At 59.9% G+C, this 23345-nt stretch carries 19 protein-coding genes; 3 read left to right on the plus strand and 16 right to left on the minus strand.

The annotated features are described in order from the left end of the window. Window positions 1-334: 334 nt before the first annotated feature. From Q0P52_RS18185 to rluD, 8 genes are all read right to left on the minus strand, one after another. Window positions 335-1336, minus strand: a complete 1002-nt coding sequence (locus Q0P52_RS18185) for a sensor histidine kinase (protein WP_293813791.1) — start codon at window positions 1334-1336, stop codon at window positions 335-337. 65 nt (window positions 1337-1401) lie between these two features. Next, a complete protein-coding gene (locus Q0P52_RS18190) occupies window positions 1402-2226 on the minus strand; it encodes a hypothetical protein (protein WP_293765981.1) in 825 nt (274 codons plus the stop codon). A 27-nt stretch (window positions 2227-2253) separates the two neighbouring features. Continuing rightward, window positions 2254-3330: a ribonucleotide-diphosphate reductase subunit beta gene (locus Q0P52_RS18195; RefSeq protein WP_293765980.1), complete on the minus strand. Its 1077-nt coding sequence runs from the start codon at window positions 3328-3330 to the stop codon at window positions 2254-2256. A 21-nt stretch (window positions 3331-3351) separates the two neighbouring features. Continuing rightward, window positions 3352-3618 (minus strand): hypothetical protein, encoded by a 267-nt coding sequence (locus tag Q0P52_RS18200; protein ID WP_293765979.1) that lies wholly within the window; start codon window positions 3616-3618, stop codon window positions 3352-3354. A gap of 99 nt (window positions 3619-3717) precedes the next feature. Continuing rightward, on the minus strand, window positions 3718-4101 hold the full coding sequence (locus Q0P52_RS18205; protein ID WP_293765978.1) for a DUF4440 domain-containing protein: 384 nt from the start codon (window positions 4099-4101) through the stop codon (window positions 3718-3720). 371 nt (window positions 4102-4472) lie between these two features. Continuing rightward, window positions 4473-7346, minus strand: a complete 2874-nt coding sequence (locus Q0P52_RS18210; protein WP_293765977.1) for a ribonucleoside-diphosphate reductase subunit alpha — start codon at window positions 7344-7346, stop codon at window positions 4473-4475. A gap of 553 nt (window positions 7347-7899) precedes the next feature. Next, complete coding sequence (pgeF, locus tag Q0P52_RS18215) at window positions 7900-8649, minus strand: peptidoglycan editing factor PgeF (RefSeq protein WP_293765976.1); 750 nt, start codon at window positions 8647-8649, stop codon at window positions 7900-7902. Continuing rightward, window positions 8636-9730, minus strand: a complete 1095-nt coding sequence (rluD, locus tag Q0P52_RS18220) for a 23S rRNA pseudouridine(1911/1915/1917) synthase RluD (RefSeq protein ID WP_293765975.1) — start codon at window positions 9728-9730, stop codon at window positions 8636-8638. The genes pgeF and rluD overlap by 14 nt, the downstream gene beginning before the upstream one ends. Here rluD and Q0P52_RS18225 point away from each other — a divergent pair. Next, window positions 9729-10520 carry an outer membrane protein assembly factor BamD gene (locus tag Q0P52_RS18225; RefSeq protein WP_293765974.1) on the plus strand — a complete coding sequence of 264 codons (792 nt, stop codon included), beginning with the start codon at window positions 9729-9731 and terminating at the stop codon, window positions 10518-10520. The genes rluD and Q0P52_RS18225 overlap by 2 nt on opposite strands. A gap of 85 nt (window positions 10521-10605) precedes the next feature. On the opposite strand, the gene Q0P52_RS18230 is transcribed toward Q0P52_RS18225, so the two are convergent. Further along, window positions 10606-10944 (minus strand): P-II family nitrogen regulator, encoded by a 339-nt coding sequence (locus tag Q0P52_RS18230; RefSeq protein ID WP_293765973.1) that lies wholly within the window; start codon window positions 10942-10944, stop codon window positions 10606-10608. A 147-nt stretch (window positions 10945-11091) separates the two neighbouring features. Here Q0P52_RS18230 and purL point away from each other — a divergent pair, with 147 nt between their 5' ends. Further along, window positions 11092-15051, plus strand: coding sequence for a phosphoribosylformylglycinamidine synthase (purL, locus tag Q0P52_RS18235; protein ID WP_293765972.1), 3960 nt, complete (start codon window positions 11092-11094; stop codon window positions 15049-15051). Window positions 15052-15125: 74 nt separating this feature from the next. On the opposite strand, the gene Q0P52_RS18240 is transcribed toward purL, so the two are convergent. Together Q0P52_RS18240 and Q0P52_RS18245 are read right to left on the minus strand one after the other, a co-directional pair. After that, on the minus strand, window positions 15126-15560 hold the full coding sequence (locus Q0P52_RS18240) for a cytidine deaminase (RefSeq protein ID WP_293765971.1): 435 nt from the start codon (window positions 15558-15560) through the stop codon (window positions 15126-15128). A gap of 51 nt (window positions 15561-15611) precedes the next feature. Next, entirely contained in the window at window positions 15612-16532 is a 921-nt protein-coding gene (locus Q0P52_RS18245) for a LysR family transcriptional regulator ArgP (RefSeq protein WP_293765970.1), read from the minus strand. Between the two features lie 104 nt (window positions 16533-16636). Between Q0P52_RS18245 and Q0P52_RS18250 the strand changes: the two genes are divergently transcribed. Next, complete coding sequence (locus Q0P52_RS18250) at window positions 16637-17260, plus strand: LysE/ArgO family amino acid transporter (RefSeq protein ID WP_293765969.1); 624 nt, start codon at window positions 16637-16639, stop codon at window positions 17258-17260. Window positions 17261-17538: 278 nt separating this feature from the next. Here the strand turns inward: Q0P52_RS18250 and prmB are convergent, their stop codons facing one another. From prmB to Q0P52_RS18275, 5 genes are all read right to left on the minus strand, one after another. Beyond that, window positions 17539-18450: a 50S ribosomal protein L3 N(5)-glutamine methyltransferase gene (gene prmB, locus Q0P52_RS18255; protein ID WP_293765968.1), complete on the minus strand. Its 912-nt coding sequence runs from the start codon at window positions 18448-18450 to the stop codon at window positions 17539-17541. A 217-nt stretch (window positions 18451-18667) separates the two neighbouring features. Next, on the minus strand, window positions 18668-20044 hold the full coding sequence (locus Q0P52_RS18260) for a phosphomannomutase/phosphoglucomutase (protein ID WP_293765967.1): 1377 nt from the start codon (window positions 20042-20044) through the stop codon (window positions 18668-18670). A gap of 57 nt (window positions 20045-20101) precedes the next feature. After that, on the minus strand, window positions 20102-21133 hold the full coding sequence (trpD, locus tag Q0P52_RS18265) for an anthranilate phosphoribosyltransferase (protein ID WP_293765966.1): 1032 nt from the start codon (window positions 21131-21133) through the stop codon (window positions 20102-20104). A 53-nt stretch (window positions 21134-21186) separates the two neighbouring features. Beyond that, on the minus strand, window positions 21187-21756 hold the full coding sequence (gene pabA / locus Q0P52_RS18270) for an aminodeoxychorismate/anthranilate synthase component II (protein ID WP_293765965.1): 570 nt from the start codon (window positions 21754-21756) through the stop codon (window positions 21187-21189). Window positions 21757-22101: 345 nt separating this feature from the next. Next, on the minus strand, window positions 22102-23343 hold the full coding sequence (locus Q0P52_RS18275) for an outer membrane protein transport protein (protein ID WP_293765964.1): 1242 nt from the start codon (window positions 23341-23343) through the stop codon (window positions 22102-22104). Between the last annotated feature and the right edge of the window lie 2 nt (window positions 23344-23345).

Here is a 23345-nt window from a genome sequence, read left to right on the forward strand (position 1 = left end):
CGCGAGTTCAGCCGCGCCTGTGGCGACGGATTTTGCCCGGGGTTTCGCGCGACGCAGGGTCGCCTTTTCTTTGGGTACTTTCTTTTTGGCGAAGCAAAAGAAAGTACCTCGCCAGCGGGGCGAGACCCGCAAACATGACGGGGTAAAGGCGTAGCCGTCAGCCAAGGTATTAGTACAAGGTTGGCCGAAGGGGGGACAAGCCGTTTTGACTCTGGTGGCCTGCTGCGCGGGCGGGCCTGTGCGACAGCTTCGCCGTTTCTGCCTGGCAGGCGGGCGGGTGCGGGTCGCCGCCCCTGTATTTATTTGACGCGTTATCAAGTCTAACCGGAAGAAGTCAAATACCCTTCTTTGGTATTTTCACAATAAATTCTACGTGTGCAAATTTTTTTTGGTTTAGTAGAGCATTTTTCGGAGCGCTGTTAACTGTTATTTCTGTTTGATTTGCCTCAGCGCAAAGCTTGGCAATATACAGACCGAATCCACTGCCTTCGGCATCGACGCCAATGTTATTTCCGCGATATCCTTTTTCAAAAATTCGCTCCCTTTCATATTCTTCTATGTGAGGGCTTATTGTTTCAATGCGTATATACACATTTTCAGCATCTTCTGAAATTACTGCTGATATCTCTTGATTGCTAATTGAGTATTTAATAGCATTGTCAAGCAGTGATAGCAAAATTATTTTGAATGAGCTAAATAGGGTTATCTTTGCAAAGCAGTTGCCCTTGATGGCAATTTTCTTTTTTTGCTCTTTTGCCTGGGAATTGTTTAAAATTGTTGCAATTTTTACAAGTAAGCTGTGTATTGTTATTGACCCCTTTTTTTTCTTGGTGGCAGAACTGTTGTGTAAAATCGAGACTAAGTCTAGTGTGTCTTTTAGTAAAGTGGCTGTTTCATATATTGATTTTTCCAACGCTGAAGATGTGTTATATTTATCTTCAAAAGAGTGCCCTTTGTTGTTGTCAATAAGAGTGTTCGCGAGTCTGGCTAGTTGCCCTGACCATTTGTCAATGTCGTGCAGGGAGTCGTATGTGTTTTTTTGAATTAAATCGGATTCTTTGTAGATTTCTTGAATTATATTTTCAATTCGCTCAAATATTCTATCGATATCATCTGTTGTTCCTCTGAGCTTCTTGTATAATTTTTTTGTCCCAAAGAAGCTATTTTTTCCAGAAGTTAAGTCGACATCGACTGAGCAAATAATAATGCTTCTTCCTGAAATTATTCTTTTGTGATAGGAGAGTTTGTGCTTGCAAAATATAACGCCTTCATCCTGACTTTCAATGCTTGTCTTTAAGCATTCTTCGGTGCATGGCTTCTGCATGGGGATAGTCATCTCGCCTAGCTTATCATCTATGCAGATTGGCCATTTTGAATTGGTTATATTTGATATTATATATTTCATTTTTTGAAAAATTTTATTCTGTGAATTGTGTTAGCTATTCTTTGAGCTTCTTGGGATGTGCTTTTGTTTTTTATAATTTCTTCCACTGCAGCCAAGTCAAGTTTGCCTTGAATGTAGTCATAAGTGGCATTGCGTATTTTTATGCGATGAATTACGGACTGTTTGTTGGTAAAAATTTTAAATTCGTTAACTAAACTATTTATGTTCAGGTGCTCACTAATTAGAGAGGCGAACTTATCATCCCATTCGGCATTGTTTTCAAAATTTTTATCCCATTCGGCATCTGCACTTCGCATGTATTTGTTATTGCTTAGGTCAAATTTATTGTTCGATATTGCAACAAGTACCGGCCTGTCAGAATGCGCCCCTAATTTTTCAATGATGCGTCCTCCACCAGTTCTTTTGTCATCGGGTGAAACTCCAGTAAAGTCGATTAGGGCTATTTCATAGCTCAAAAGATCTTTATATTGATTTATCGGCAGCGATGTAATTTGCGATATGCTATTTTTGTTTGATAGGTATGCGTGAGGGTAGTATTCTTGCTCATCATCCAGTATTGCTAGTTTCCACTTTCCCTTTTCTTTGTTGATGAGACTTTCGATGTTTTTTTGGCTTTTTACTAAGGTTTTTCCAGTATTTGTTATTTTCTCCCAAAGCAAAAGGATTACAGCTATTAATCCTACTCCAGAGAGTGTGACAATGTTGGAAAGCCATGCAATGTTGTTACCAAAATCTTGAATGATCGACATGGCAGATGATGATGAATGCGGCATTGCTGATAAATCCAAAAAAAAAGGCACACCGAAGTGTGCCTTTGTCATTAGTGAGAGTCAATGCGCTATGTCAAATCAATCCCAGCTCAGCGCTCCGCCAGTCTGATACTCGGTAACCCGCGTCTCAAAGAAGTTCTTCTCCTTCTTCAAGTCGATCATCTCGCTCATCCACGGGAAGGGGTTGTTCACGCCCGGGAACAACTGGTCCAGACCAATCTGCTGCATGCGGCGGTTGGCGATAAAGCGCAGATATTCCTTGAACATGGCCGCGTTCAGGCCCAGTACGCCGCGCGGCATGGTGTCTTCCGCGTAAGCGTATTCCAGATCCACCGCCTGCTTGAACAGCTCGGTGATTTCCGCCTTGAAGCTGTCCGTCCACAGATGCGGGTTTTCCAGCTTGATGGTGTTGATCAGGTCGATGCCGAAATTGCAGTGGCTGGACTCGTCGCGCAGGATGTACTGGTACTGCTCGGCGGCTCCGGTCATCTTGTTCTGACGGCCCAGGGCCAGAATCTGCACAAAGCCCACATAGAAGAACAGGCCTTCCATGATGCAGGCAAACACGATCAGCGACTTCAGCAGCTTTTGATCGTTTTCCGGCGTGCCGGTCTTGAAGGCCGGGTCGCACAGCACATCGATGAAGGGGATGAGGAACTCGTCCTTGTCACGGATGGAAGTCACCTCGTGATAGGCGTTGAACACTTCGCCTTCGTCCAGGCCCAGGCTTTCCACGATGTACTGGTAAGCGTGGGTGTGGATGGCCTCGTCGAAAGCCTGACGCAGCAGGTACTGGCGGCATTCCGGGCTGGTGATCTGACGGTAGGTGCCCAGCACGATGTTGTTGGCGGCCAGGCTGTCGGCGGTGACGAAGAAGCCGAGGTTGCGCTTGACGATGCGCATTTCGTCTTCGGTCAGCTGGCCGGTTTTCCACTGTTCGATGTCGCGCTGCATGTTCACTTCTTGCGGCATCCAGTGGTTGGCGCACTGGGCGAGGTATTTTTCCCAGGCCCACTTGTGCTTGAAGGGCACCAGCTGGTTGACGTCGGTGGTGCCGTTGATGACTTTCTTGTCCACAACATTGACGCGGCCGGTGCCGTGGGCATCCATGGAATTGGTAGCGGCGGTGGCCGGTGCGTCGTCAAAGCTCAGCATGGGGTATCTCCGTTGATTCTGTTATTTGCCGGCAACGCCCGCGGGGACGCTGCGCTGGATGGTGATGGGTGTCTTGTTGCCACAGCCGGCGGTGTCGGCGTGGATGTTTTCCTGTTGCATGGCCAGGTTGAAATCACACTGGCGGATGATGCGGATGGCGGTGCGCGGCGGCGGCGGGTTGCGCGCGGCATCGCTCAGCGCCACGTTGATGCGGCCCAGCTTGCGGAAGCGGTCGGCTTCCGGGTTGGCCCCGGCGCGGGCAGCGGTACAAAAGAGGGTGGTGCTCATGCCTGCCTTCTCCTTGCGTGGATGCTGCTGGCCCGTGGGCCGTGTGTTGCGGTTGGCGGCGCGGCCTGCGGTGTTGGCCGAAGGCGCGCCCTGTTTGTGTCAGTTGGGGTGGTCGTCGTACTGCACGACGCCATACACCCGCCATTCGCCCTGGCTGCGCTTGAGGTGGTAGCCGGTGTGAAACCGCCAGGGCTCGGCATCAAGCCGGTGTACGGTCCAGTGCAGTTTCACGTTGGCCACGTCATCGCCAAAGCGCTGGGCTTCGGTAATCAATCCGTCGGCGCCTGTGGCGCCTTGCGCGCGGTAGTAGGCCATGATGCCGTGCGTGGCCTGCCGCAGCGCTTCGCCATCCTGTTCGCCGTACACGGTGGTTTCGCCGTGGTGAATGGCGATCAGCGGCATGGTGAACAGCTGGCTGATGCTATCCGCGTCCAGCGCCGAGTAGGCCTGGATATAGCGGTGAAAAAATTCTTGCAGTGTCATGCGTGTGCTCGCCTGTAGAAGCCCGGGGGCTTGTTCAGTAAGCGGTTGCCGTATCTTGAGCCGGCTGGCCGCTGCGCTTGGTCACACTTCACCCATTCAGAAACCGGCTGGGGTCAACCGGTTTGAGACTGGGGGTTGGCCGAAGGCTTCGGCCAACCTTGCCGTGCATCAACTGGTCCTGCTTGCTCGCCCTGGTGGGCTGCACCCCGTCGCCATGCTCCGGGGTGGTCCGGGTTGTTGCTTCGCATCAACCCTTCCTGCTTATTGGCCTTGCTTGCAAGCTTCGCAAGCCCGGCGGGCTGCACCCCGGTCGCCATGCCCCGGGGTGGTCCGGGTTGTTGCTTCGCATCAACCCTTCCTGCTCGCTTGCCTTACTGGCAAGCTTCGCAGTCCGGGTTGTCAATGCTGCAGAACTTCACGTCGGTGGCCGGGGTGTCGTCCACTTCCGGTGCCGCGGCCTGTTCGGCGGCGGCGTTGTAGCCGGCGGACGGGATGTTGCTGGACACGGCGTTCAGTTCGCCACCCTTGCCGGTGGACTTCTCGGCGCTGGAGGCGGCGAGGGTGCGCAGGTAGTAGGTGGTCTTGATGCCGCGAATCCACGCCAGCTTGTACAGGTCGTCCAGCTTCTTGCCGGAAGCGCCGGCCATGTACAGGTTGAGCGACTGCGCCTGGTCGATCCATTTCTGGCGACGGGCGGCGGCTTCAACCAGCCATTTCGGGTCGATTTCGAAGGCGGTGGCGTAGATGGCTTTCAGATCGGCCGGGATGCGGTCGATGCGGCCCAGGCTGCCGTCGAAGTACTTGAGATCGGCCACCATCACTTCGTCCCACAGGCCGGCTTTTTTCAGGTCGCGCACCAGGTATTCGTTGGTGACGGTGAATTCGCCGGACAGGTTGGATTTGACGAATAGGTTCTGGAAGGTGGGTTCGATGGACGCCGACACGCCAATGATGTTGGCGATGGTGGCGGTGGGCGCAATCGCCAGCGTGTTGGAGTTGCGCATGCCGTGCAGCTTGATGCGCTCGCGCAGGGCGTTCCAGTTCATGCGTTCGGTGCGGTCCACTTCCAGATAGCCGCCGCGCTCGGCCGCCAGCAGGTTGTTGCTGTCGTGCGGCAGGATGCCGCGATCCCACAGGCTGCCCTTGTAGGACGGGTAGCGGCCGCGTTCTTCGGCCAGATCGCAAGAGGCGGAGTAGGCGTAGAAGGCCACCATTTCCATGGATTCGTCGGCAAATTCCACGGCGGCGTCGGAGGCGTACGGGATGCGCTTGATGTGCAGGCAATCCTGGAAGCCCATGATGCCCATGCCCACCGGACGGTGCTTGAGGTTGGAGTTGCGCGCCTTCTTCACCGGGTAGAAGTTGATGTCGATCACGTTGTCCAGCATGCGCAGGGCGATGCGGATGGTGCGCTGCAGCTTCTCGGCGTTCAGGCTGCCGTCTTCCTTGAGGTGGGCGGCCAGGTTGACGGAGCCGAGGTTGCACACGGCGATCTCGTTCTCGTTGGTGTTGAGGGTGATCTCGGTGCAGAGGTTGGAGCTGTGCACCACGCCCATGTGTTGCTGCGGGCTGCGGATGTTGCACGGGTCCTTGAAGGTGATCCAGGGATGGCCGGTTTCAAACAGCATGGTCAGCATCTTGCGCCACAGCGACAGGGCCGGGATGCGCTTGTACACGCGCAGCTCGCCGCGCTCGCCCATGGCTTCGTATTCCTTGTAGCGCTTCTCGAAGGCGCTGCCGAACAGGTCGTGCAGGTCCGGTGCTTCGGACGGGGAGAACAGGCTCCAGTCCGCGCCTTCCATCACGCGCTTCATGAATAGGTCCGGAATCCAGTTGGCGGTGTTCATGTCGTGGGTGCGGCGGCGGTCGTCGCCGGTGTTCTTGCGCAGCTCGAGGAATTCTTCCACGTCGGCGTGCCAGGTTTCCAGGTAGGCGCAGACCGCGCCCTTGCGCTTGCCGCCCTGGTTGACCGCCACGGCGGTGTCGTTCACTACCTTGAGGAAGGGGACAATGCCCTGGCTCTTGCCGTTGGTGCCCTTGATGTGGGAGCCCATGGCGCGCACCGGAGTCCAGTCGTTGCCCAGGCCGCCGGCAAACTTGGACAGCAGGGCGTTTTCCTTCAGGCCTTCGTAGATGCCGTCCAGGTCATCGGCGATGGTGGTCAGGTAGCAGCTGGACAGCTGGCTGCGACGGGTACCGGAGTTGAACAGCGTGGGGGTGGACGACATGAAGTCGAAGCTGGACAGGATGTTGTAGAACTCGATGGCGCGGGCTTCGCGGTCCACTTCGTTCAGGGCCAGGCCCATGGCGACGCGCATGTAGAAAGCCTGCGGCATTTCGATGCGGGTGCCGTCGATGTGCAGGAAGTAGCGGTCGAACAGGGTTTGCAGGCCGAGGTAGCCGAATTTCAGGTCGCGCTTCGGGTCCAGCGCCGCGCCCAGCTTTTTCAGGTCGAACTGGGCGAGGGTTTCATCCAGCAGTTCGGCCTTGATGCCTTTTTTGATGAATTCCGGGAAGTAGTCGGCGTAGCGCTCGGCCATTTCTTCCTGGCTGAGGGATTCGCCGATGATTTCCAGGCGGATGCTGTCCATCAGCAGGCGGGCAGTGACATAGTCGTAGGTGGGGTCCTGCTCGATCATAGAGCGAGCGGCCAGAATGGCGGACTTGTTCACTTCGTCTTCCGGCACGCCGTCGTAAATGTTCTTCAGCGTTTCGGAGAGGATGGCGTCGATGTCGATATTGGCCAGGCCCTGGCTGGCGGATTCGATGCGGGCGCGCAGACGGGCGATGTCCAGCGGCTGCTTGCGGCCATCCTTGCGGATGATGTTGATCTGGATCTGGGTGAGGGCTTCGCCGCGGGCGGCGCGCTCTTGCGAGCGCTGTTCGCGGTACAGCACGTAGGCGCGGGCCACGTCGTGTTCGCCGAAGCGCATCAGCGACAGTTCCACTTGGTCCTGGATGTCTTCAATGTGAATGGCGCCGCCTTCCGGCTTGCGACGCATCAGGGCGTTGACCACCTGTTCGGTCAGCTGGGCCACCTTGTCGCGGATGCTGGCGGACGTGGCGCCTTGATGCCCCATCACGGCCAGAAAAGCCTTGGTCATGGCGATGGAGATCTTCACCGGCTCGAAAGCTACCACGGCACCGTTGCGGCGGATGGTCTTGTACAGGCTGAAATCAGCCTGCGGAGCGGCGGCCCGGCCCAGTTCTGCGGCGGTTTGCCCTTCAAAGGTGGTCAATTGCATTCGTGCCCTCTTTGGGTGGTTGGTCCCGCCGCTGGGCCGTCGTTTTCCAGCGAGGCGGCAGGGGCTGTGGACAATTCTGTTGAAAAGCTGTGTGTTTGCTGTGGGTAAACACAATATGTACTGTTTGTACTGCTCAATGGACCCAAATTCTAGGGGTGCGAGCACGCTCCGACAAGTCTTGACAGTGTTTTAAAACCTCGAAATCCGCGTCAGGCAAGGCTTGGCGGGGTGTAAGATTTTTTTGGCATTTTGTTGGGGGAGCGTGGCGAAAATGCTAATAGCTTGATTATCAAGCTTGTGGGGGCGGGTGTGTTGCGCAGCACAAGATGTGGTGGAAATACGTAGTTGCACACATGCCACGCCGTCGGCATGAATTGTTTGTGACGCGTCATGAAACATGTTGTGGGTCGGTTTGCGGCTTGCACGCAGGATTCATGACAGGCGCGGGGCGGCGTTGGCTGGGCTGGGGCGGGCGGACTAGGGGGTAAGGCGCATTGATCGGGCCGACTTGTCGCCCTGGCGAGCAGGGTGGGTAAGACGGCCCGGTGCTGGCTCAGTCTTGCAACCAGATCAGGCTTGCCATGCGGCCGGTGACGCGGTCGCGGCGGTAGGAGTAGAAGCGGGGACGGTCGATAACGGTGCAGAAATCTCCGCCGTACACTTCGGTCACGCCCAGGGCCTGCAGGCGCTGGCGCGCCAGCAGGTAGATGTCGGCCAGGTATTTGCCGTCAGCGATGGGGCTGAAGGCGGCGTCTGCCGCCGGGTCTGCCGCCATGAAGGCGTCGCGTACTTCGCCGCCCACTTCGAAAGCGTCCGGGCCGATGGCGGGGCCCAGCCAGGCCATCAGGGTGGCCGGCTCGGCGCCCATGCTTTCCACGGTGGCTTCGATAACGCCATCGCACAGGCCGCGCCAACCTGCATGGGCCGCGCCAACCGTTGTGCCTTCGCGGTTGGTCAGCAACACCGGCAGGCAGTCGGCTGTCATTACCACGCACACCGCTCCCGGCGCGCGCGCTACGCTGGCGTCGGCGTCGACCAGGATTTCGCCGATGTCGGCGGCATCAACCACATGCGTGCCGTGCACCTGATTGAGCCAGGCCGGCTCGGCGGGCAGCAACTGGCGCAGCTGCTCGCGATTGGCCGCTACGTGGGCTGGGTCGTCCCCCACGTGGGTGCCAAGATTGAAGCCGGCATACGGGCCCTGGCTGGCACCGCCCTGACGGGTGGTGATCAGGGTGCGTACGCGAGCCGGTGCGGGCCAGTCGGCGCTCAGCCATGCCGGCTGGGCATTACTCTCGGACATAGATCACCTCGATGTCGCCATCGTCTTCGTCGTCCCAGTCTTCGTCATCGTCTTCTTCATTGTGCGTCGGGGCGGCTTCCATGAATTCGCCTTCTTCGCCGCGCAGGGTTTCCAGCAGGCGGCGGAAATCGTCCGGCAGTGGCGCTTGCCAGCTGCGTTCCTCACCGGTGGCGGGGTGAACCAGCGCCAGCTTGTAGGCGTGCAAGGCCTGGCGGCCCAGCGCTTTCACCGCGTCGGCGACCGGTTCGTCCATCTTGTGGCGCGGATTGCCGTACAGTGCGTCGCCGGCCAGCGGATGGCGGGCTTCTTTCATGTGTACGCGAATCTGATGGGTGCGACCGGTTTCCAGCTTGCATTCGATGAGGGAGTGGCTGTCGAAGCGTTCCAGCACGCGCACGTGGGTGATGGCCGTCTTGCCGCCAAATTTCAGCACCGCCATTTTGAGGCGGTTGTGCGGGTCGCGGCCAATCAGTGTATTGATGACGCCGTCGAAGGGTACGACGCCGTCGGCAATGGCGCGGTAGATGCGCTTGACAGTGCGGGCCTGCAGCTGGCGCACCAGCTCGGTTTGCGCTGGCACGGTTTTGGCCACCACCATCAGTCCGCTTGTGTCCTTGTCCAGCCGGTGCACGATGCCGGCGCGGGGCACCTGGGCCAGTTGCGGGCAAAGATGCAGCAGGCCGTTGAGCAGGGTGCCGGACCAGTTGCCGGACGCCGGGTGCACGACCAAGCCCGCCGGTTTGTTGATCACCAGGATGTGTTCGTCCTCGAAAACGATGGGGATGTCCATCGGCTCCGGATGAAAAGCCATTTCTTCATTGGACTGAACAATGGTAACTTCCAGCTTTTCGCCGCCCAGCAGCTTGGTTTTGGGTGCGACAGTCTTGCCGTCTACCAGTACCGCGCCGTCCTTGATCCATTGGGTCAGGCGGCTGCGGGAGTAATCGGGGAGGAGTTTCGCCAACGCGGCGTCCAGTCGCTCGCCGCAAAGCGAGAGGGGGACGTCGATCTGTTGTCGAGCGGGTACCTCGTTTTCGGAGATATCGCTATAATCCTCCGAGTCAAAGTAAGGATCGGTCATGAAAAGATACGTTGTGGCAGCAATGTTGGTGATGGGGCTTGCGGGTTGCGCAACCACGGAAACCTACGACGAAACGCGCGGATGGACCGTGGAAAAGCTCTACTCGGAAGCCCGGGATGAGTTGAATAGCGGTAATTATACCCGCGCTGTCAAGCTGTACGAAACGCTGCAAGCCCGTTACCCCTACGGTCGCTTTGCGCAGCAGGCCGAAATGGATCTGGCTTACACCCACTACAAGGATAACGAGCCCGAGCTAGCTATTGCGGCGGCCGATCGCTTCATCAAGCTGCACCCGGCGCATCCCAACGTCGACTACATGTACTACCTGAAGGGCTTGGTCTATTACAACGACGACCAGGGCCTGCTGTCCAAGTGGGCCGGCCAGGACATGAGCGAGCGCGACCCGAAGGCCGCGCGCGAATCCTTCCTCGCTTTTCGCGAGCTGACCACCCGTTTCCCCGCCAGTAAATATAGCCCGGATGCGCTGGCCAAGATGAACCGTCTGGTGGATGCGCTGGGCGGCAGCGAAATGCACATCGCCCGCTACTACATGAAGCGCGGCGCCTGGTTGGCCGCGGCCAACCGCGCGCAGGGCGTGGTGAAGGACTATTCCAACACCAAGTACCCGGAAGAAGCGCTGGCGGTGATGGTGGTGGCTTACCAGAAACTGGACATGCCCAAGCTGAGCGACGACGCCAAGCGCGTGCTGGTACTGAATTATCCTAACAGCCAGTATCTGCAAACACCGTGGCAAGTGAAAGAAATGCCCTGGTGGAAACTCTGGAAGTAAGCTCCCTTGCTCGGCCATTCCGGCCGGGCAGGCAAGAAAAAAGGCCGCGGAAGCGGCCTTTTTTCTTGGGTGGTCAGGTGCCGGCTCAGATGGCTTCTTCGTTGATTTCGCCAGTGCGGATGCGCACAACCTGTTCCACGGGCGTGACGAAAATCTTGCCGTCGCCAATCTTGCCGGTGCGGGCGGAAGCTACCACGGCTTCAATGGCGCGCTCGACCAGATCGTCCGGAATCACCACTTCCACTTTGACCTTGGGCAGGAAATCCACCACGTACTCAGCGCCCCGATAGAGCTCGGTGTGGCCTTTTTGGCGGCCAAAGCCTTTCACCTCGGTCACGGTGAGGCCGTTGATGCCGATGTCAGACAGGGCTTCGCGCACCTCGTCCAGCTTGAAAGGCTTGATCACGGCTTCCACTTTTTTCATGCTGTTCTGCTCCTTGACGCAAGATGAATATTCCGAATGGCGCGGCAGTATAGGTATTTGTCCCGAAATCTACCGTGAATGGCCTTAAATTGCAGGCCGTTTTGCTGTATTATGACGCGCTTTCCTGATACTTGTCGCGGGTGTTGCATGTCGCACATTCTCAAGCTGCGGGGCGGTGCTGCCCTGTCCCAGTTTCGTCTTGAAAAACTTCTTGCCGCGGCGGCCGAAGCCGGCCTGCCGGACCTGAGCCTGAAGGCGGAATTCTGGCATTTTGCCGAGAGTGAAACCCCGCTTTCCACCGAGCAGCAGGGCACGCTGGGCAAGCTGCTGAGCTACGGCGAAGCGCCGTACGCCGAAACGCCGGAAGGCGAACTCTTTATGGTGACGCCGCGCCTGGGTACGTTGTCGCCCTGGGCTTCCAAGGCCACCGACATCGCCAGGCACTGCGGCCTGGAGCAGGTGCAACGCATCGAACGCGGCACCGCCTTCTGGGTAAAAACCAGCGGAATATCTTTAAGTGAAGAGGCTCGTCAGATTCTGACGGGCCTCTTGCACGACAGGATGACGGAAACGGTATTGTCCTCGCTGGACGACGCCGACCGCCTCTTCGTGCACATCGATCCGCAGCCGATGACCAGCGTGGACATCCTCGCCGGCGGCCGCGCGGCTCTGGCTTCGGCCAACCAGACGCTGGGTCTGGCCTTGTCCGAAGATGAAATCGATTATCTGGTGGAAAACTTCATCAAGCTGGGCCGCAATCCCAGCGACGTGGAACTGATGATGTTCGCGCAGGCCAATTCCGAGCACTGCCGCCACAAGATTTTCAACGCGCAATTCATCATTGACGGCGTAGAGCAGGGCAAATCCCTGTTCCGCATGATTCGCGACACGCACGACGCGCATCCCGAAGGCACGCTGGTGGCCTACAAGGACAACGCTTCCGTGATTGAAGGCGCCTTCATCGACCGCTTCTATCCGGCGCCGGAAACCCACGCTTACGCCTACAGCACCGAACCCACCGACATCCTGATGAAGGTGGAAACGCATAATCACCCGACGGCCATTTCGCCGTTCCCGGGCGCGGCCACCGGCTCCGGCGGCGAAATCCGCGACGAAGGCGCTACCGGTCGTGGTTCCCGCCCGAAAGCCGGCCTCACCGGCTTTACCGTGTCCAACCTGAACATCCCGGGCTTTACCCAGCCTTGGGAAAAATTCAGCGACGCGCAAGCGGAATACGGCCGTCCGGGCCGCATCGCGTCGGCCCTGCAAATCATGCTGGACGGCCCGATTGGCGGCGCGGCCTTCAACAATGAATTCGGTCGCCCGAACCTGACCGGTTACTTCCGCACCTTTGAAGAGCTGTTTGAAGGCGAAATGCGCGGCTACCACAAGCCGATCATGATTGCCGGCGGTCTGGGCAATATCCAGCAACAGCAGATCCACAAGAATGAAATCCCGGAAGGCGCGTTGCTGATCCAGCTGGGAGGCCCGAGCCTGCTGATCGGTCTGGGCGGCGGCGCGGCATCCTCGATGGACACCGGCGCCAATAGCGAAAATCTGGACTTCGATTCCGTGCAGCGCGGCAATCCGGAAATCCAGCGCCGCTGTCAGGAAGTGATCGACCGTTGCTGGCAGTACGGCGATGCCAACCCCATCGTGTCCATTCATGACGTGGGCGCCGGAGGTCTGTCCAACGCCTTCCCCGAGCTGGTGAACGACGCCGGCCGCGGCGCCATCTTCGAGCTGCGCAAAGTGCATCTGGAAGAAAAGGGCATGACGCCGATGCAGATCTGGTCCAACGAGTCGCAAGAGCGCTATGTGCTGGCCATCCTGCCGCAGGATCTGGATCGCTTCACCGCTTTGGCCGAGCGTGAGCGTTGCCCCTTCGCCGTGCTGGGCGTGGCCACCGACGACGGCCATCTGCAGGTGCGCGACGATGTGTTCGGCAACAGCCCGGTGGACATGCCGCTGAATGTTCTGCTGGGCAAGCCGCCGCGCATGACGCGCGACGTGAAAACCCGCGACAGCGAATTCAAGGTGTTCGACGCATCCCGCTTCGATCTGAAAGAAACCGCCTTCCGCGTTCTGCGCCACCCCACCGTGGCGGACAAGAGCTTCCTGATCACCATCGGCGACCGTACCGTGGGCGGCATGACCGCGCGCGACCAGATGGTGGGCCGCTGGCAGGTACCAGTAGCCGACGTGGCCGTGACCACCATGGGCTTCAACAGCTATCGCGGCGAAGCCATGGCCATGGGCGAGCGCACGCCGGCGGCGCTGTTCAACGCCGCCGCATCCGGCCGCATGGCGATTGGCGAATCGCTGACCAATATTGCCGCCAGCTTCGTCGGCAATCTGGGCAATGTGAAGCTGTCCGCCAACTGGATGGCCGCTGCCGGTCACCCCGGCGAGGAAGCCAAGCTGTACCAGACCGTGGCCGCCGTGTCCGAGCTGAGCCAGCAGCTGGGCGTCAGCATTCCGGTGGGCAAGGACTCTCTGTCCATGAAAACCGTCTGGGAAGATCAAGGCGAGAAGAAGGCTGTTACCGCGCCGGTATCGCTGATCGTTACCGCCTTCGCCCCGGTTGAGGATGTGCGCAAGACCGTCACCCCGGCACTGAAGGACGAGAAAGACACCGATATCATTCTGGTGGACCTGGGCTATGGCCGGTGCCGTCTGGGCGGTTCTATCTATGGTCAGGTATGGAAAGCCATGGAAGGCCGTGCGCCGGATGTGGAAAGCCCGTCGCAATTGGCGTCGTTCTTCCATGTGGTGCAGAGCCTGCTGCGCGACGACATGCTGCTGGCCTACCACGACCGCTCGGACGGCGGCCTGTTCGCCACCCTGAGCGAGATGATGTTCGCCGGCCATGTGGGCCTGACCGTGGACCTGCAAGAGCTGGTGATCGAGCGCAAGAACACCCAGCGCATCATCGACGACTTCGTGCAGCCCACCCCGGCTGCCGCCACGCACGGCCGCATCATGCGCGTTTTGTTCAATGAAGAGCTGGGCGCCGTGCTGCAGGTGAAAAAGGCGCATACCTCCGAGGTGATCTCGCGCTTCATGGGCGCAGGCATCGGTCGCGAGCTGTTTGTACTGGGCAAGCTCAACAGCAAGGATCGCTTGGTGATCAACCATCGCGGCGAAGAGCTGTTCAGCGAAAGCCGCGTGGAGTTGCACAAGGCCTGGTCCGAGACCAGCTATCAGTTGCAACGCCTGCGCGACAATCCGGCCGGCGCCGACAGCGAGCATCTGCTGCTGTCCAACGCCAAGTCGCGCGGTCTGTTCGCCAACCTGAGCTTTGACGTCAACGAAAACCCGGCGGCGCCGTTCATCGCCACCGGCGCCCGTCCGCGCATGGCCATCCTGCGCGAGCAGGGCGTCAACGGCCAGATCGAAATGGCCGCCGCGTTTGATCGCGCCGGTTTCGATAGCGTGGATGTGCACATGAGCGACATCATCAGCGGCCGCGTGTCGCTGGCTGATTTCAAGGGCCTGGCCGCTTGCGGCGGCTTCAGCTACGGCGACGTGCTGGGCGCAGGCGAAGGTTGGGCGAAGAGCGTGCTGTTCAATCCGCGCGCCCGCGACCAGTTCGAGGCTTTCTTCGGCCGTGCCGATACCTTCGCGCTGGGCGTGTGCAATGGCTGCCAGATGATGTCCAACCTGTCGTCCATCATCCCGGGCGCCGAGTTCTGGCCGAAGTTCCAGCGCAACGCTTCCGAGCAGTTTGAAGCCCGCTTCGCTATGGTGGAAGTCACCCGTTCGCCATCCATCTTCCTCTCGGACATGGTAGGCAGCATGCTGCCGGTGGTGGTAAGCCATGGCGAAGGCCGCGCGGTGTTTGCGCCGGGTAGTCAGGACAAGGTGAGCATGGCGCTGCGCTACGTGGACTTTGACGGTCGCGCCACCGAAACCTACCCGCTGAACCCCAACGGTTCGCCGGCAGGCGTGACGGGCGTTACTACGGCTGATGGTCGCTTCACCATCATGATGCCGCACCCTGAGCGCGTGTTCCGCACCGTGCAGAACAGCTGGCATCCGGCAGAGTGGGGCGAGAACGGCGGCTGGTTCCGCATGTTCGCCTCCGCCCGTCGCTGGGTGGGTTGATCGCCCGCCTTGGCGGCAAAGCAAAACGGAAGCCTGCGGGCTTCCGTTTTTTTATGGCTGAGCTGCTGGGCGTGTCAGCCGGCGGCGTCGGTCAGGTTTTTCGGGCCAAAGGCGTGCGGCAATAGCTGGTCCAGCGTGGTCTCTATCACCTCGTCGCCATCGCAGACGCAGCGCACGGCCATGGCCGGGCCGAATTCATTGAGCACCTGACGGCATGCGCCACAAGGCGTGGTAGCGCGGGCGGTGGGGGTGTACACCACCACGGAGATGATTTCCTGCAGGTCGTGCAGCACGCGGGCCGAGTAAATGGCGGTGCGTTCGGCGCAGTTGCCTAGGCCGTAAGACGCGTTTTCCACATTGCAGCCCGGGTGGATGCCGCCCTGGCTATCCAGAATGGCGGCGCCCACGGCAAAGCGGCTGTAGGGTACGTAGGCGCGCTTGGCCGCCAGACGGGCGGCGCGCTCGAGTTGCGCCCATTGTTCGGGCGTGGGAGTGAGGGGCGTTGTCATGCAAGGCTCCTTGTGGGCGGGGCGTGATCTTGCGCCGGCTGTCTCCGGCTGTCAATCGCCGCCGCGCGAGGGTGCGGCAAGACCTTGTTGCAGATGGGTTTTCCCATAGCGCACCAGCGCTTCTGCCAACTCGCGCGCCAGCGAGGACTCCACGCGCCAGTGGTGCCACCACAAGGGCAAGTCCACGTAACGGCCGGGCAGCAGATCTACCAGCCGGCCTTGCTGCAGGTCGTCGCCTATCATCAATTCCGGCAGCAGGCTGTAGGCTAGGCCAAGCCGGGTGGCTTCGACAAAGCCCTGCGGCGTGGGCAGCAGAAAATGGGGATAGGGGCCGTCATAACCGGTTTCCTGTTGCAGGAACTGGTGGTGCAGGTCGTCCTTGCGGCTGAACACAATCGCCGGTGCGCGCGATAGGGCGTCGGCGTTGACGCCTTGCGGGAAGTAGTCTTCGGCAAACCCCGGCGTGGCCAGGCACAGGTAGCGCATGCTGCCAAGAAAGTGGCATTCACCGCCCTGTATCGGCGTAGGCTTGGTGCCGACGCAGCCGGCCACGTGGCCGCTGCGCATCAGCTCATGGGTGTAGTCCTGATCGTCCATGGCGATGTCCAGCAGCAAGCGGCGCGAACGGATTACCGGCGCGGCGGCTTCCAGAAACCAGGTGGCCATGCTGTCGTTGTTGACGCCCACCGCCAGCGTGGTGAAGGCCTGCTCCGCCGACTCCGGCCCCAGCGCCGACATCAGCTCTCCCTCCATCAGCGATAGCTGACGATAATGTTGCAGCAGTTTGCGTCCGGCGGCGGTGGCGTCCACCGGAGAGGTGCGGGTGAGGACGGGTTGCCCCAGTTGCTCCTCCAACTGACGAATGCGTTGCGAGATGGCGGACTGGGTGAGAAACAGCTTGCGCGCGGCCTTGTCGAAACCGCCGGTTTCCAGTACGGCGGACAGGGCTTGCAGGTGGCGTGGGTCCAGCATGGCACTTCCATTGGCTTTATTAGTAAAAATGATGATACATAAAAATTATCAGTTTTACTTGTTATGCGAATGGCCTTAGCCTGACAGGCAACAAGGAGTTCGCCATGTTCAATTTCAATGTGTATTTGGCTGCGCTGGGGCTGTCCACCAGCCAGATCGTGGGCATCGGCCCGCAAAACGCCTATGTATTGCGGCAAGGCATCGGCCGCAGCCATATCCTGCCCATCGTGCTGATCTGCATCGTGGCCGATGTGTTGCTGATCAGTGCCGGCGTGCTGGGCATGGGGCAGGTGATTGCCGGCATTCCGGGCTTCATTCGCGTAGTGACCTGGCTGGGTGCGGCCTTTTTGCTGTGGCTGGGCATCAAGTCGTTCCGGGCGGCGTGGAGCGCCGGCGGCATGCAACTGGAAGGCAGCGTGGAGCGCGATCGGCAGCGCGCCATTCGCACCATTCTGGTGGTGACGCTGCTCAACCCTTACGTTTGGCTGGATACGGTGATCCTGATCGGCAGCGTGGCGTCGGTATACGGCAGTCATGCCGCGCCGTCCTTCATTCTTGGCAGCATCACGGCGTCCATCTGCTGGTTCGCCGGCATTGGCTTCTTTGCCGGCAAGCTGGCGCCTTGGTTCAAGAAGCCGGGCAGCTGGCGGGCGCTGGATATCATCATCGGTCTGGTGATGGTGTTTACCAGCAGCATGCTGGTCTGGAATTACGGCCTCAATCACTGAGCGCGGCCAATAGCGCTCCTGATGCTGCGTGCGCCTGCATGTGTTGCCTGTGTCGGCGCGCCTTGGCTCAGTCGGGATGCTGATTGTTGTCAGCCGCTCTGAATCGCCCGCGCATAAAAGCCTTCGGCCAACCTTTACAACAGGTTGGCCGAAGGCTTTTTCGGACTGGCGCGCCGCGTGGACCCGCTGACAAAACTGCAGATCCTGCGTTGCGCTATCTTGGCGTACTGCATGCACCGCCTGTGTCGGTGCGCGACACAGGCTTGTGTGAGTCGCTCTTAGTTGTCGGCAGCCAGTCCGGCTACCAGCTCTTCGCGTGTCAGCAGGAAAACGAAGCCGTCGCCGCTGGCGGTTTCCAGCCAGGTGAAGGGCAGGCTGGGGAAGCACTCTTCCAGCATGTCGCGGTTGTGGCCAATCTCCACCAGCAGCACGCCGCCGTCGTTCAGGCGGTCTGCGGCCTGGCGCAGGATTTCGCGGGTGGCATCCAGGCCGTCTTCGCCGGAACCCAGCGCCAGTTCCGGTTCGTGCAGGTATTCCTGCGGCAACGCGTCTACCGATTCCGCATCGACATAGGGCGGATTGGAGATGATCAAGTCGTACTTGTCTTCCAGGCCTTCGAACAAGTCGGTATGGATCAGCTGCACCTGTTCTTCCAGGCCGTAGTTCTGCACATTGATGGCCGCCACTTCCAGCGCGTCCAGCGAGATGTCCACGGCGTCCACCTCGGCATCCGGATAGTGATGCGCCAGCTGGATGGCCAGGCAGCCGGAGCCGGTGCACAAATCCAGCGCGCGGTGCACCAGCTCGGGGTGTTCGATCCACGGCGACAGCGGCTCGCCCAAGAGTTCGTGGATGAAGGAGCGCGGCACCAGCACGCGCTCATCCACGTAGAAGCTGAAGTCGCCCTGCCAGGCTTCGTGAGTGAGGTAGGCCACCGGCACGCGCTCTTCGGCGCGACGCTCGATGAGATCCACCACGTCTTTGACCTCGGTGGGCAGCAGACGGGCGTCCAGATAGGGTTCCAGCCGGTCGATGGGCAGTTTCAGCGTGCTGAGGATGAGGTAGGCGGCTTCGTCATGGGCATTGTCGGTGCCGTGGCCAAAGGTCAGGCCGGCATCGTTGAAACGCGAAACGGCGAAGCGCAGCAGATCGCGTACGGTGGTGAAAGTGTCGGCGGCTTGTGCGTACATGGCGCATCCTTATCAAAGCAAACGGGCACAGGGTATCACCTTGTGCCCGATGGGTCCGGTTCAAGATCCGCTTGCAAAACTCTGCTCCCGCCATGCGCCTTCTTGTCGTGCTTTGCGCACGGCCCGCGCCGGCGCGCATTGGCTAGGGGTGGCTATGAGATTTTGTCAGCGGCTCCAAATCAGGTTCGGGTGTTGCGACGCCTTGCGAAGAGGCGGGTCAGAACGGCAGCGCCGCGCTGGTGGCGGCAGCCAGCACGCGGCGGAAGTCGCTCTTGATGCGCTCCAGCGCGGCTTCGTTGTCGGCCTCAAAGCGCAGCACGATCACTGGCGTGGTGTTGGAGGCGCGCGCCAGGCCGAAGCCGTCGGCGTACTCCACGCGCAAGCCGTCCATCGTGTTGACTTCTTCCGCGCCGTCAAAGCTGGCGGTTTCCTGCAGGCGGGCGATCAGCGCGTGGTTGTCGCCTTCCTTTTCCATCTTGAGGTTGAGTTCCGGCGTGGAGACGGCGTTGGGCAGCGCATTAAGTAGCTCGCTGGGGTCTTCCACGCGCGACAGCACTTCTAGCAGGCGCGCGCCAGCGTACATGCCGTCGTCAAAGCCGTACCAGCGTTCCTTGAAGAACACGTGACCGCTCATCTCGCCAGCCACCAGCGCGCCGGTTTCCTTGATCTTGGCCTTGATGAAACTGTGGCCGGTGCGGCACATCACCGGCTTGCCGCCGTTTTCCTTGATCCAGGGCTTGAGCAGGCGGGTGGATTTGACGTCGTAGATCACCTTGGCGCCGCGATTGCGCTCCAGCACATCCGCGGCAAACAGCATCAACTGGCGGTCCGGCCAGATGATGTTGCCGTCCTTGGTTACCACGCCCAGGCGGTCGCCGTCGCCGTCGAAGGCCAGGCCTATTTCCGAGTCGGTCTTCGCCAGCGCCTCGATCACGTCTTGCAGGTTTTCCGGTTTGGCCGGGTCGGGATGGTGGTTGGGGAAGGTGCCGTCCACCTCGCAGAACAGCTCGCGCACGCGGCAACCCAGCCGGCGGAACAGCACGGGAGCGAAAGCGCCCGGCACGCCGTTGCCGCAGTCCACCACGATGTTCATCGGGCGATCCAGTTTGATGTCGGAGGTGATGCGGTTGATGTAGGACTCGGCGATGTCGTGGGTGTCGTAGCCGCCTTCTCCCTGAGCCAGATCGCCATTGACGATGCGCTGATACAGGGCCTGGATGTCTTCGCCGGCCAGCGTGTCGCCGGCCAGCATCATCTTGAAGCCGTTGTAATCCGGCGGATTGTGGCTGCCGGTCACCATTACCCCGGACAGGGTGCCCAGCTCGTGGGCGGCAAAGTACAGCATGGGTGTGGCGACGCGGCCGACATCGATGACGTCGACGCCGGCGGCGCGCAGGCCCTCGCCCAGAGCTTCGCAGAGGGCGGGGCCGGACAGGCGGCCGTCGCGACCGATCACAACGCGCTTCACCTTGCGGGCAAGGGCTTCGGAGCCGATGGCCTGGCCAATCAGGCGGGCGGCGTCTTCGGTAAGGGTATTGCCCACCACGCCGCGGATGTCGTAGGCCTTGAAGATGTCTTTGGAAAGAGTGCTCATGGCTTTGGGTATCTTGCTAGGAGAAATGACAAGGCCGGTCTTGACCGGCCCCTGTGTTCAATGGCTTGCCATCGACTGGCTTAGCCGGATCAGCTGATCCAGCTTGGCGCGTGCCTGGCCCGAGGCCAGCGCTTCGCGCGCCATGGCGATGCCGTCGCGCAGTGTGCCGGCGATGTCGGCGGTGTAGATGGCCGCGCCAGCGTTGAGCAAAACAATATCCTGTGCCGGGCCGGGCTGGTTGTCCAGCACGGACAGCAGCACATCGCGAGAGGCGGCGGCGGAGTCGGCCTGGATAGTTTTCAGCTCAGCAATCTGGAAACCGTAGTCGCGTGGGTCCAGTTCGAACTCTTCGATGTAGCCGTTTTTCAGCTCGGCCACCATGGTAATGGCGCCAAGGGTGATCTCGTCCAGCCCGTCCTTGCCGTGCACAATCATTACGTGCTTGCTGCCCAGTTGCTTGAGCACGCGGGACTGAATGCCCACCAGATCGGGGTGAAACACGCCCATCACTTGGTGATCGGCGTCTGCCGGGTTGGTCAGCGGGCCGAGAATATTGAAGATGGTGCGCGCGCCCAGTTCCTTGCGGATGGGGGCCACATGCTTCATGGCGCTGTGATGATTGGGCGCGAACATGAAGCCGACGCCGATTTCATCGATGCAGCGGCCTACCTGCTCGGGCGTCAGGTTCAGGTTGACGCCCAGCAGTTCCAGCACGTCGGCACTGCCGGAGCTGGACGACACCGATCGCCCGCCATGCTTGGCCACGCGCGCGCCGGCCGCCGCGGCGACGAAGGCCGAGGTGGTGGAGATGTTGAAGGTGTGCGACTTGTCGCCGCCGGTGCCGCAGGTGTCGATCAGATGCTCGCGCTTTTGTACCGGCACATGGGTGGCGAATTCGCGCATCACAGTGGCGGCGGCGGCAATCTCCGACACGCTTTCCACCTTGGTGCGCAGGCCGATAAGAATGGCGGCTGTCTGCGCCGGCGTCAGCTCGCCGCGCATGATCTGGCGCATCAGCTCCAGCATTTCGTCGAAGAACAGTTCATTGCCGTCAATCAGACGGTTGAGAGCGGCCTGGGGAGTCAGCATTCAGCTTTCCTGAGGTAGGGCGGGCGTTCCGGCGCAAGGTTGGCCGAAGGCGCTCAGGCGAATTCTTTAAGGAAGTTGTCCAGCATCTTGTGGCCATGCTGGGTCAGGATCGATTCGGGGTGGAATTGCACGCCCTCGATTGGCAGTGTCTTGTGTCGAACACCCATGATCTCGCCATCGTCGGTCCAGGCGGTGATGTCAAGACAGTCTGGCAGGGTTTCGCGCTCGATCACCAGCGAATGGTAGCGGGTGCAGGTTACCGGATTGGGAATGTCGCGGAACATTCCGACATTGTGGTGCGATACCGGCGACACCTTGCCGTGCATCAATTGCTTGGCGTGAATGATATTGCCGCCGAAAGCCTGGCCGATGCTCTGGTGGCCGAGGCATACGCCCATGATGGGGAGCTTGCCGGCAAAGTGCTTGATGGCGGGCACGGAAATGCCGGCTTCGTTCGGCGAACAAGGGCCGGGAGAGACCACCAAGTATTGCGGCGCAAGGCGTTCGATGTCTTGCAGCGTAATCTCATCATTGCGGAACACCTTCACTTCCTGTCCCAGTTCGCCGAAATACTGCACCAGGTTATAGGTGAAAGAGTCGTAGTTGTCGATCATCAAAAGCATAATCGTGTTAAACCCTTGATTTAACTAGAGGCTGTCGGCTTTCTAGTGTTTTGATACCCCCTTTTGTACCCCGTTTTACTTTCACTGGGCCAGAAGTGCAGGCAAATGAAGACGATGGCCATAACTATACCGGATTCGCGGCTCTGTGCGAACGCAGAGGCACAGCCTGCCTGGATGTCTGCCGCCGCCTGAGGCTGGCCTGGGCGGCACGTAGCGGGAAACCGGCGGCAGGTGGTGTGATGGCTGGGCCCGGGGCGCTTGCTTCCACACGGCTCCGGGCCCGGCAAAAAGCACCCGTGGCGGGGTGCCCAAGTCGAAAACAGCAATCCGCGCCGGCGGGCCTGCTTAGAACTTCCAGCCGTAAGCGATGCCGAGGATGTTTTCCTGCAGCTGGATGTTGGCTTCGCCGCCGCCAAAGGAAGCCGGGATGGATGAGGATCCGGATACCTTTTGCCGGAAGCCGTGGGTGTATGCCACGCTCAGTTCGCCGTTGCCGCTGGTCTGGTAAGTGGCGCCCAGAGACAGGTGGTTCTGGATCACGCCCGGCGCCAGAATGTTGAACAAGGTCTGGCTGGCGGGAATGGGCTGGCTGGAGTGGTTGTAGCCCGCGCGCAAGGTCAGCTCCGGCGTAGCTTGATAAATCACGCCCAGCTTGTACACCGTCACGTTTTGCCAGCCGAACCCCGCGCCGCCGGCCGCGCCAAGCCCATTGCCGATGTTGGACAACGGGTTGTTGATGCTGGCAACGTCGCCGTAGAGGATGCGCTCGACATCCGCCGCCAGCGTCAGGCTGTCGCTGGCCTTGAACGCGAGGCCGGCGCCGTAGCTGGCCGGGATGTCAAAGCTGCCGCTGTCGGCAAACAGCCCCTTGTACTTTTCAAACTTGCCGGCGTGGATTTTGGATGCCCAGGTGAGGCCCAGTCGCAGATTGGGCAGCACATCACCCTGCCAGCCCAGCCGCACGCCCCAGCCGCTGGAGCTGTCGCTACCCTTGTTGGTGACATTGCCGGGACTGGTGGAGAAGTTGGCGTTATCGAAATTTTGCAGGCCGTCGGCGGAGAAGCGCTGATAGGCATAGTTGAGCGCCAGACCCAGCGAGTGCTGTTCATTGAGCTTGTAGGAAATGGAGGGGGTGATGAACAGCTGTTCCAGATTGACGCCGGCCTGACCGCGGCCGAACAGGGGCAAGCCTTTGTCGTACTGGGTGTTCATGCCGCCATTGCCGTAGATGGCGAGGCCGAGCGCGAGGTCGGGCGACAGGCGTTTGATCAGGCCCAGTTCCGGCAGGTAAAAGTTGCTCTTGCCATTGCCGTTGTACTGACCGGCTGTAGGGTTGGGAGCAGTGATGGTGGTTTCGCGCTGGGGCGAAAACCAGGTGATGCCGGCATCGATGCGGTCTTCCAGAAAGGCGGCGCCGGCCGGGTTTGTGGCGCCGGCCAGGCCGTCCTGCGAGTAGGCGATGCCCACGCCGCCAGCGCCTTGCGATTTGACGCCGTAACCATGCTGGAAATAGCCGTCGGTGGCGTGCGCCAGCAAGGGGACGGCCAGCAATGCCGCCAGAGTGAGGGTTTTCAAGCGAGCTTCCACGC

This window comes from uncultured Aquitalea sp., assembly GCF_945957525.1.
GTDB lineage: Bacteria > Pseudomonadota > Gammaproteobacteria > Burkholderiales > Chromobacteriaceae > Aquitalea.

What these genes read in the sequence shown, in the direction of transcription:
- Q0P52_RS18185 (WP_293813791.1), bottom strand. Translation starts at nt 1,336, where the DNA reads ATGACTATCCCCATGCAGAAGCCATGCACCGAAGAATGCTTAAAGACA.
- Q0P52_RS18190 (WP_293765981.1), bottom strand. Translation starts at nt 2,226, where the DNA reads ATGACAAAGGCACACTTCGGTGTGCCTTTTTTTTTGGATTTATCAGCA.
- Q0P52_RS18195 (WP_293765980.1), bottom strand. Translation starts at nt 3,330, where the DNA reads ATGCTGAGCTTTGACGACGCACCGGCCACCGCCGCTACCAATTCCATG.
- Q0P52_RS18200 (WP_293765979.1), bottom strand. Translation starts at nt 3,618, where the DNA reads ATGAGCACCACCCTCTTTTGTACCGCTGCCCGCGCCGGGGCCAACCCG.
- Q0P52_RS18205 (WP_293765978.1), bottom strand. Translation starts at nt 4,101, where the DNA reads ATGACACTGCAAGAATTTTTTCACCGCTATATCCAGGCCTACTCGGCG.
- Q0P52_RS18210 (WP_293765977.1), bottom strand. Translation starts at nt 7,346, where the DNA reads ATGCAATTGACCACCTTTGAAGGGCAAACCGCCGCAGAACTGGGCCGG.
- pgeF (WP_293765976.1), bottom strand. Translation starts at nt 8,649, where the DNA reads ATGTCCGAGAGTAATGCCCAGCCGGCATGGCTGAGCGCCGACTGGCCC.
- Q0P52_RS18225 (WP_293765974.1), top strand. Translation starts at nt 9,729, where the DNA reads ATGAAAAGATACGTTGTGGCAGCAATGTTGGTGATGGGGCTTGCGGGT.
- rluD (WP_293765975.1), bottom strand. Translation starts at nt 9,730, where the DNA reads ATGACCGATCCTTACTTTGACTCGGAGGATTATAGCGATATCTCCGAA.
- Q0P52_RS18230 (WP_293765973.1), bottom strand. Translation starts at nt 10,944, where the DNA reads ATGAAAAAAGTGGAAGCCGTGATCAAGCCTTTCAAGCTGGACGAGGTG.
- purL (WP_293765972.1), top strand. Translation starts at nt 11,092, where the DNA reads ATGTCGCACATTCTCAAGCTGCGGGGCGGTGCTGCCCTGTCCCAGTTT.
- Q0P52_RS18240 (WP_293765971.1), bottom strand. Translation starts at nt 15,560, where the DNA reads ATGACAACGCCCCTCACTCCCACGCCCGAACAATGGGCGCAACTCGAG.
- Q0P52_RS18245 (WP_293765970.1), bottom strand. Translation starts at nt 16,532, where the DNA reads ATGCTGGACCCACGCCACCTGCAAGCCCTGTCCGCCGTACTGGAAACC.
- Q0P52_RS18250 (WP_293765969.1), top strand. Translation starts at nt 16,637, where the DNA reads ATGTTCAATTTCAATGTGTATTTGGCTGCGCTGGGGCTGTCCACCAGC.
- prmB (WP_293765968.1), bottom strand. Translation starts at nt 18,450, where the DNA reads ATGTACGCACAAGCCGCCGACACTTTCACCACCGTACGCGATCTGCTG.
- Q0P52_RS18260 (WP_293765967.1), bottom strand. Translation starts at nt 20,044, where the DNA reads ATGAGCACTCTTTCCAAAGACATCTTCAAGGCCTACGACATCCGCGGC.
- trpD (WP_293765966.1), bottom strand. Translation starts at nt 21,133, where the DNA reads ATGCTGACTCCCCAGGCCGCTCTCAACCGTCTGATTGACGGCAATGAA.
- pabA (WP_293765965.1), bottom strand. Translation starts at nt 21,756, where the DNA reads ATGCTTTTGATGATCGACAACTACGACTCTTTCACCTATAACCTGGTG.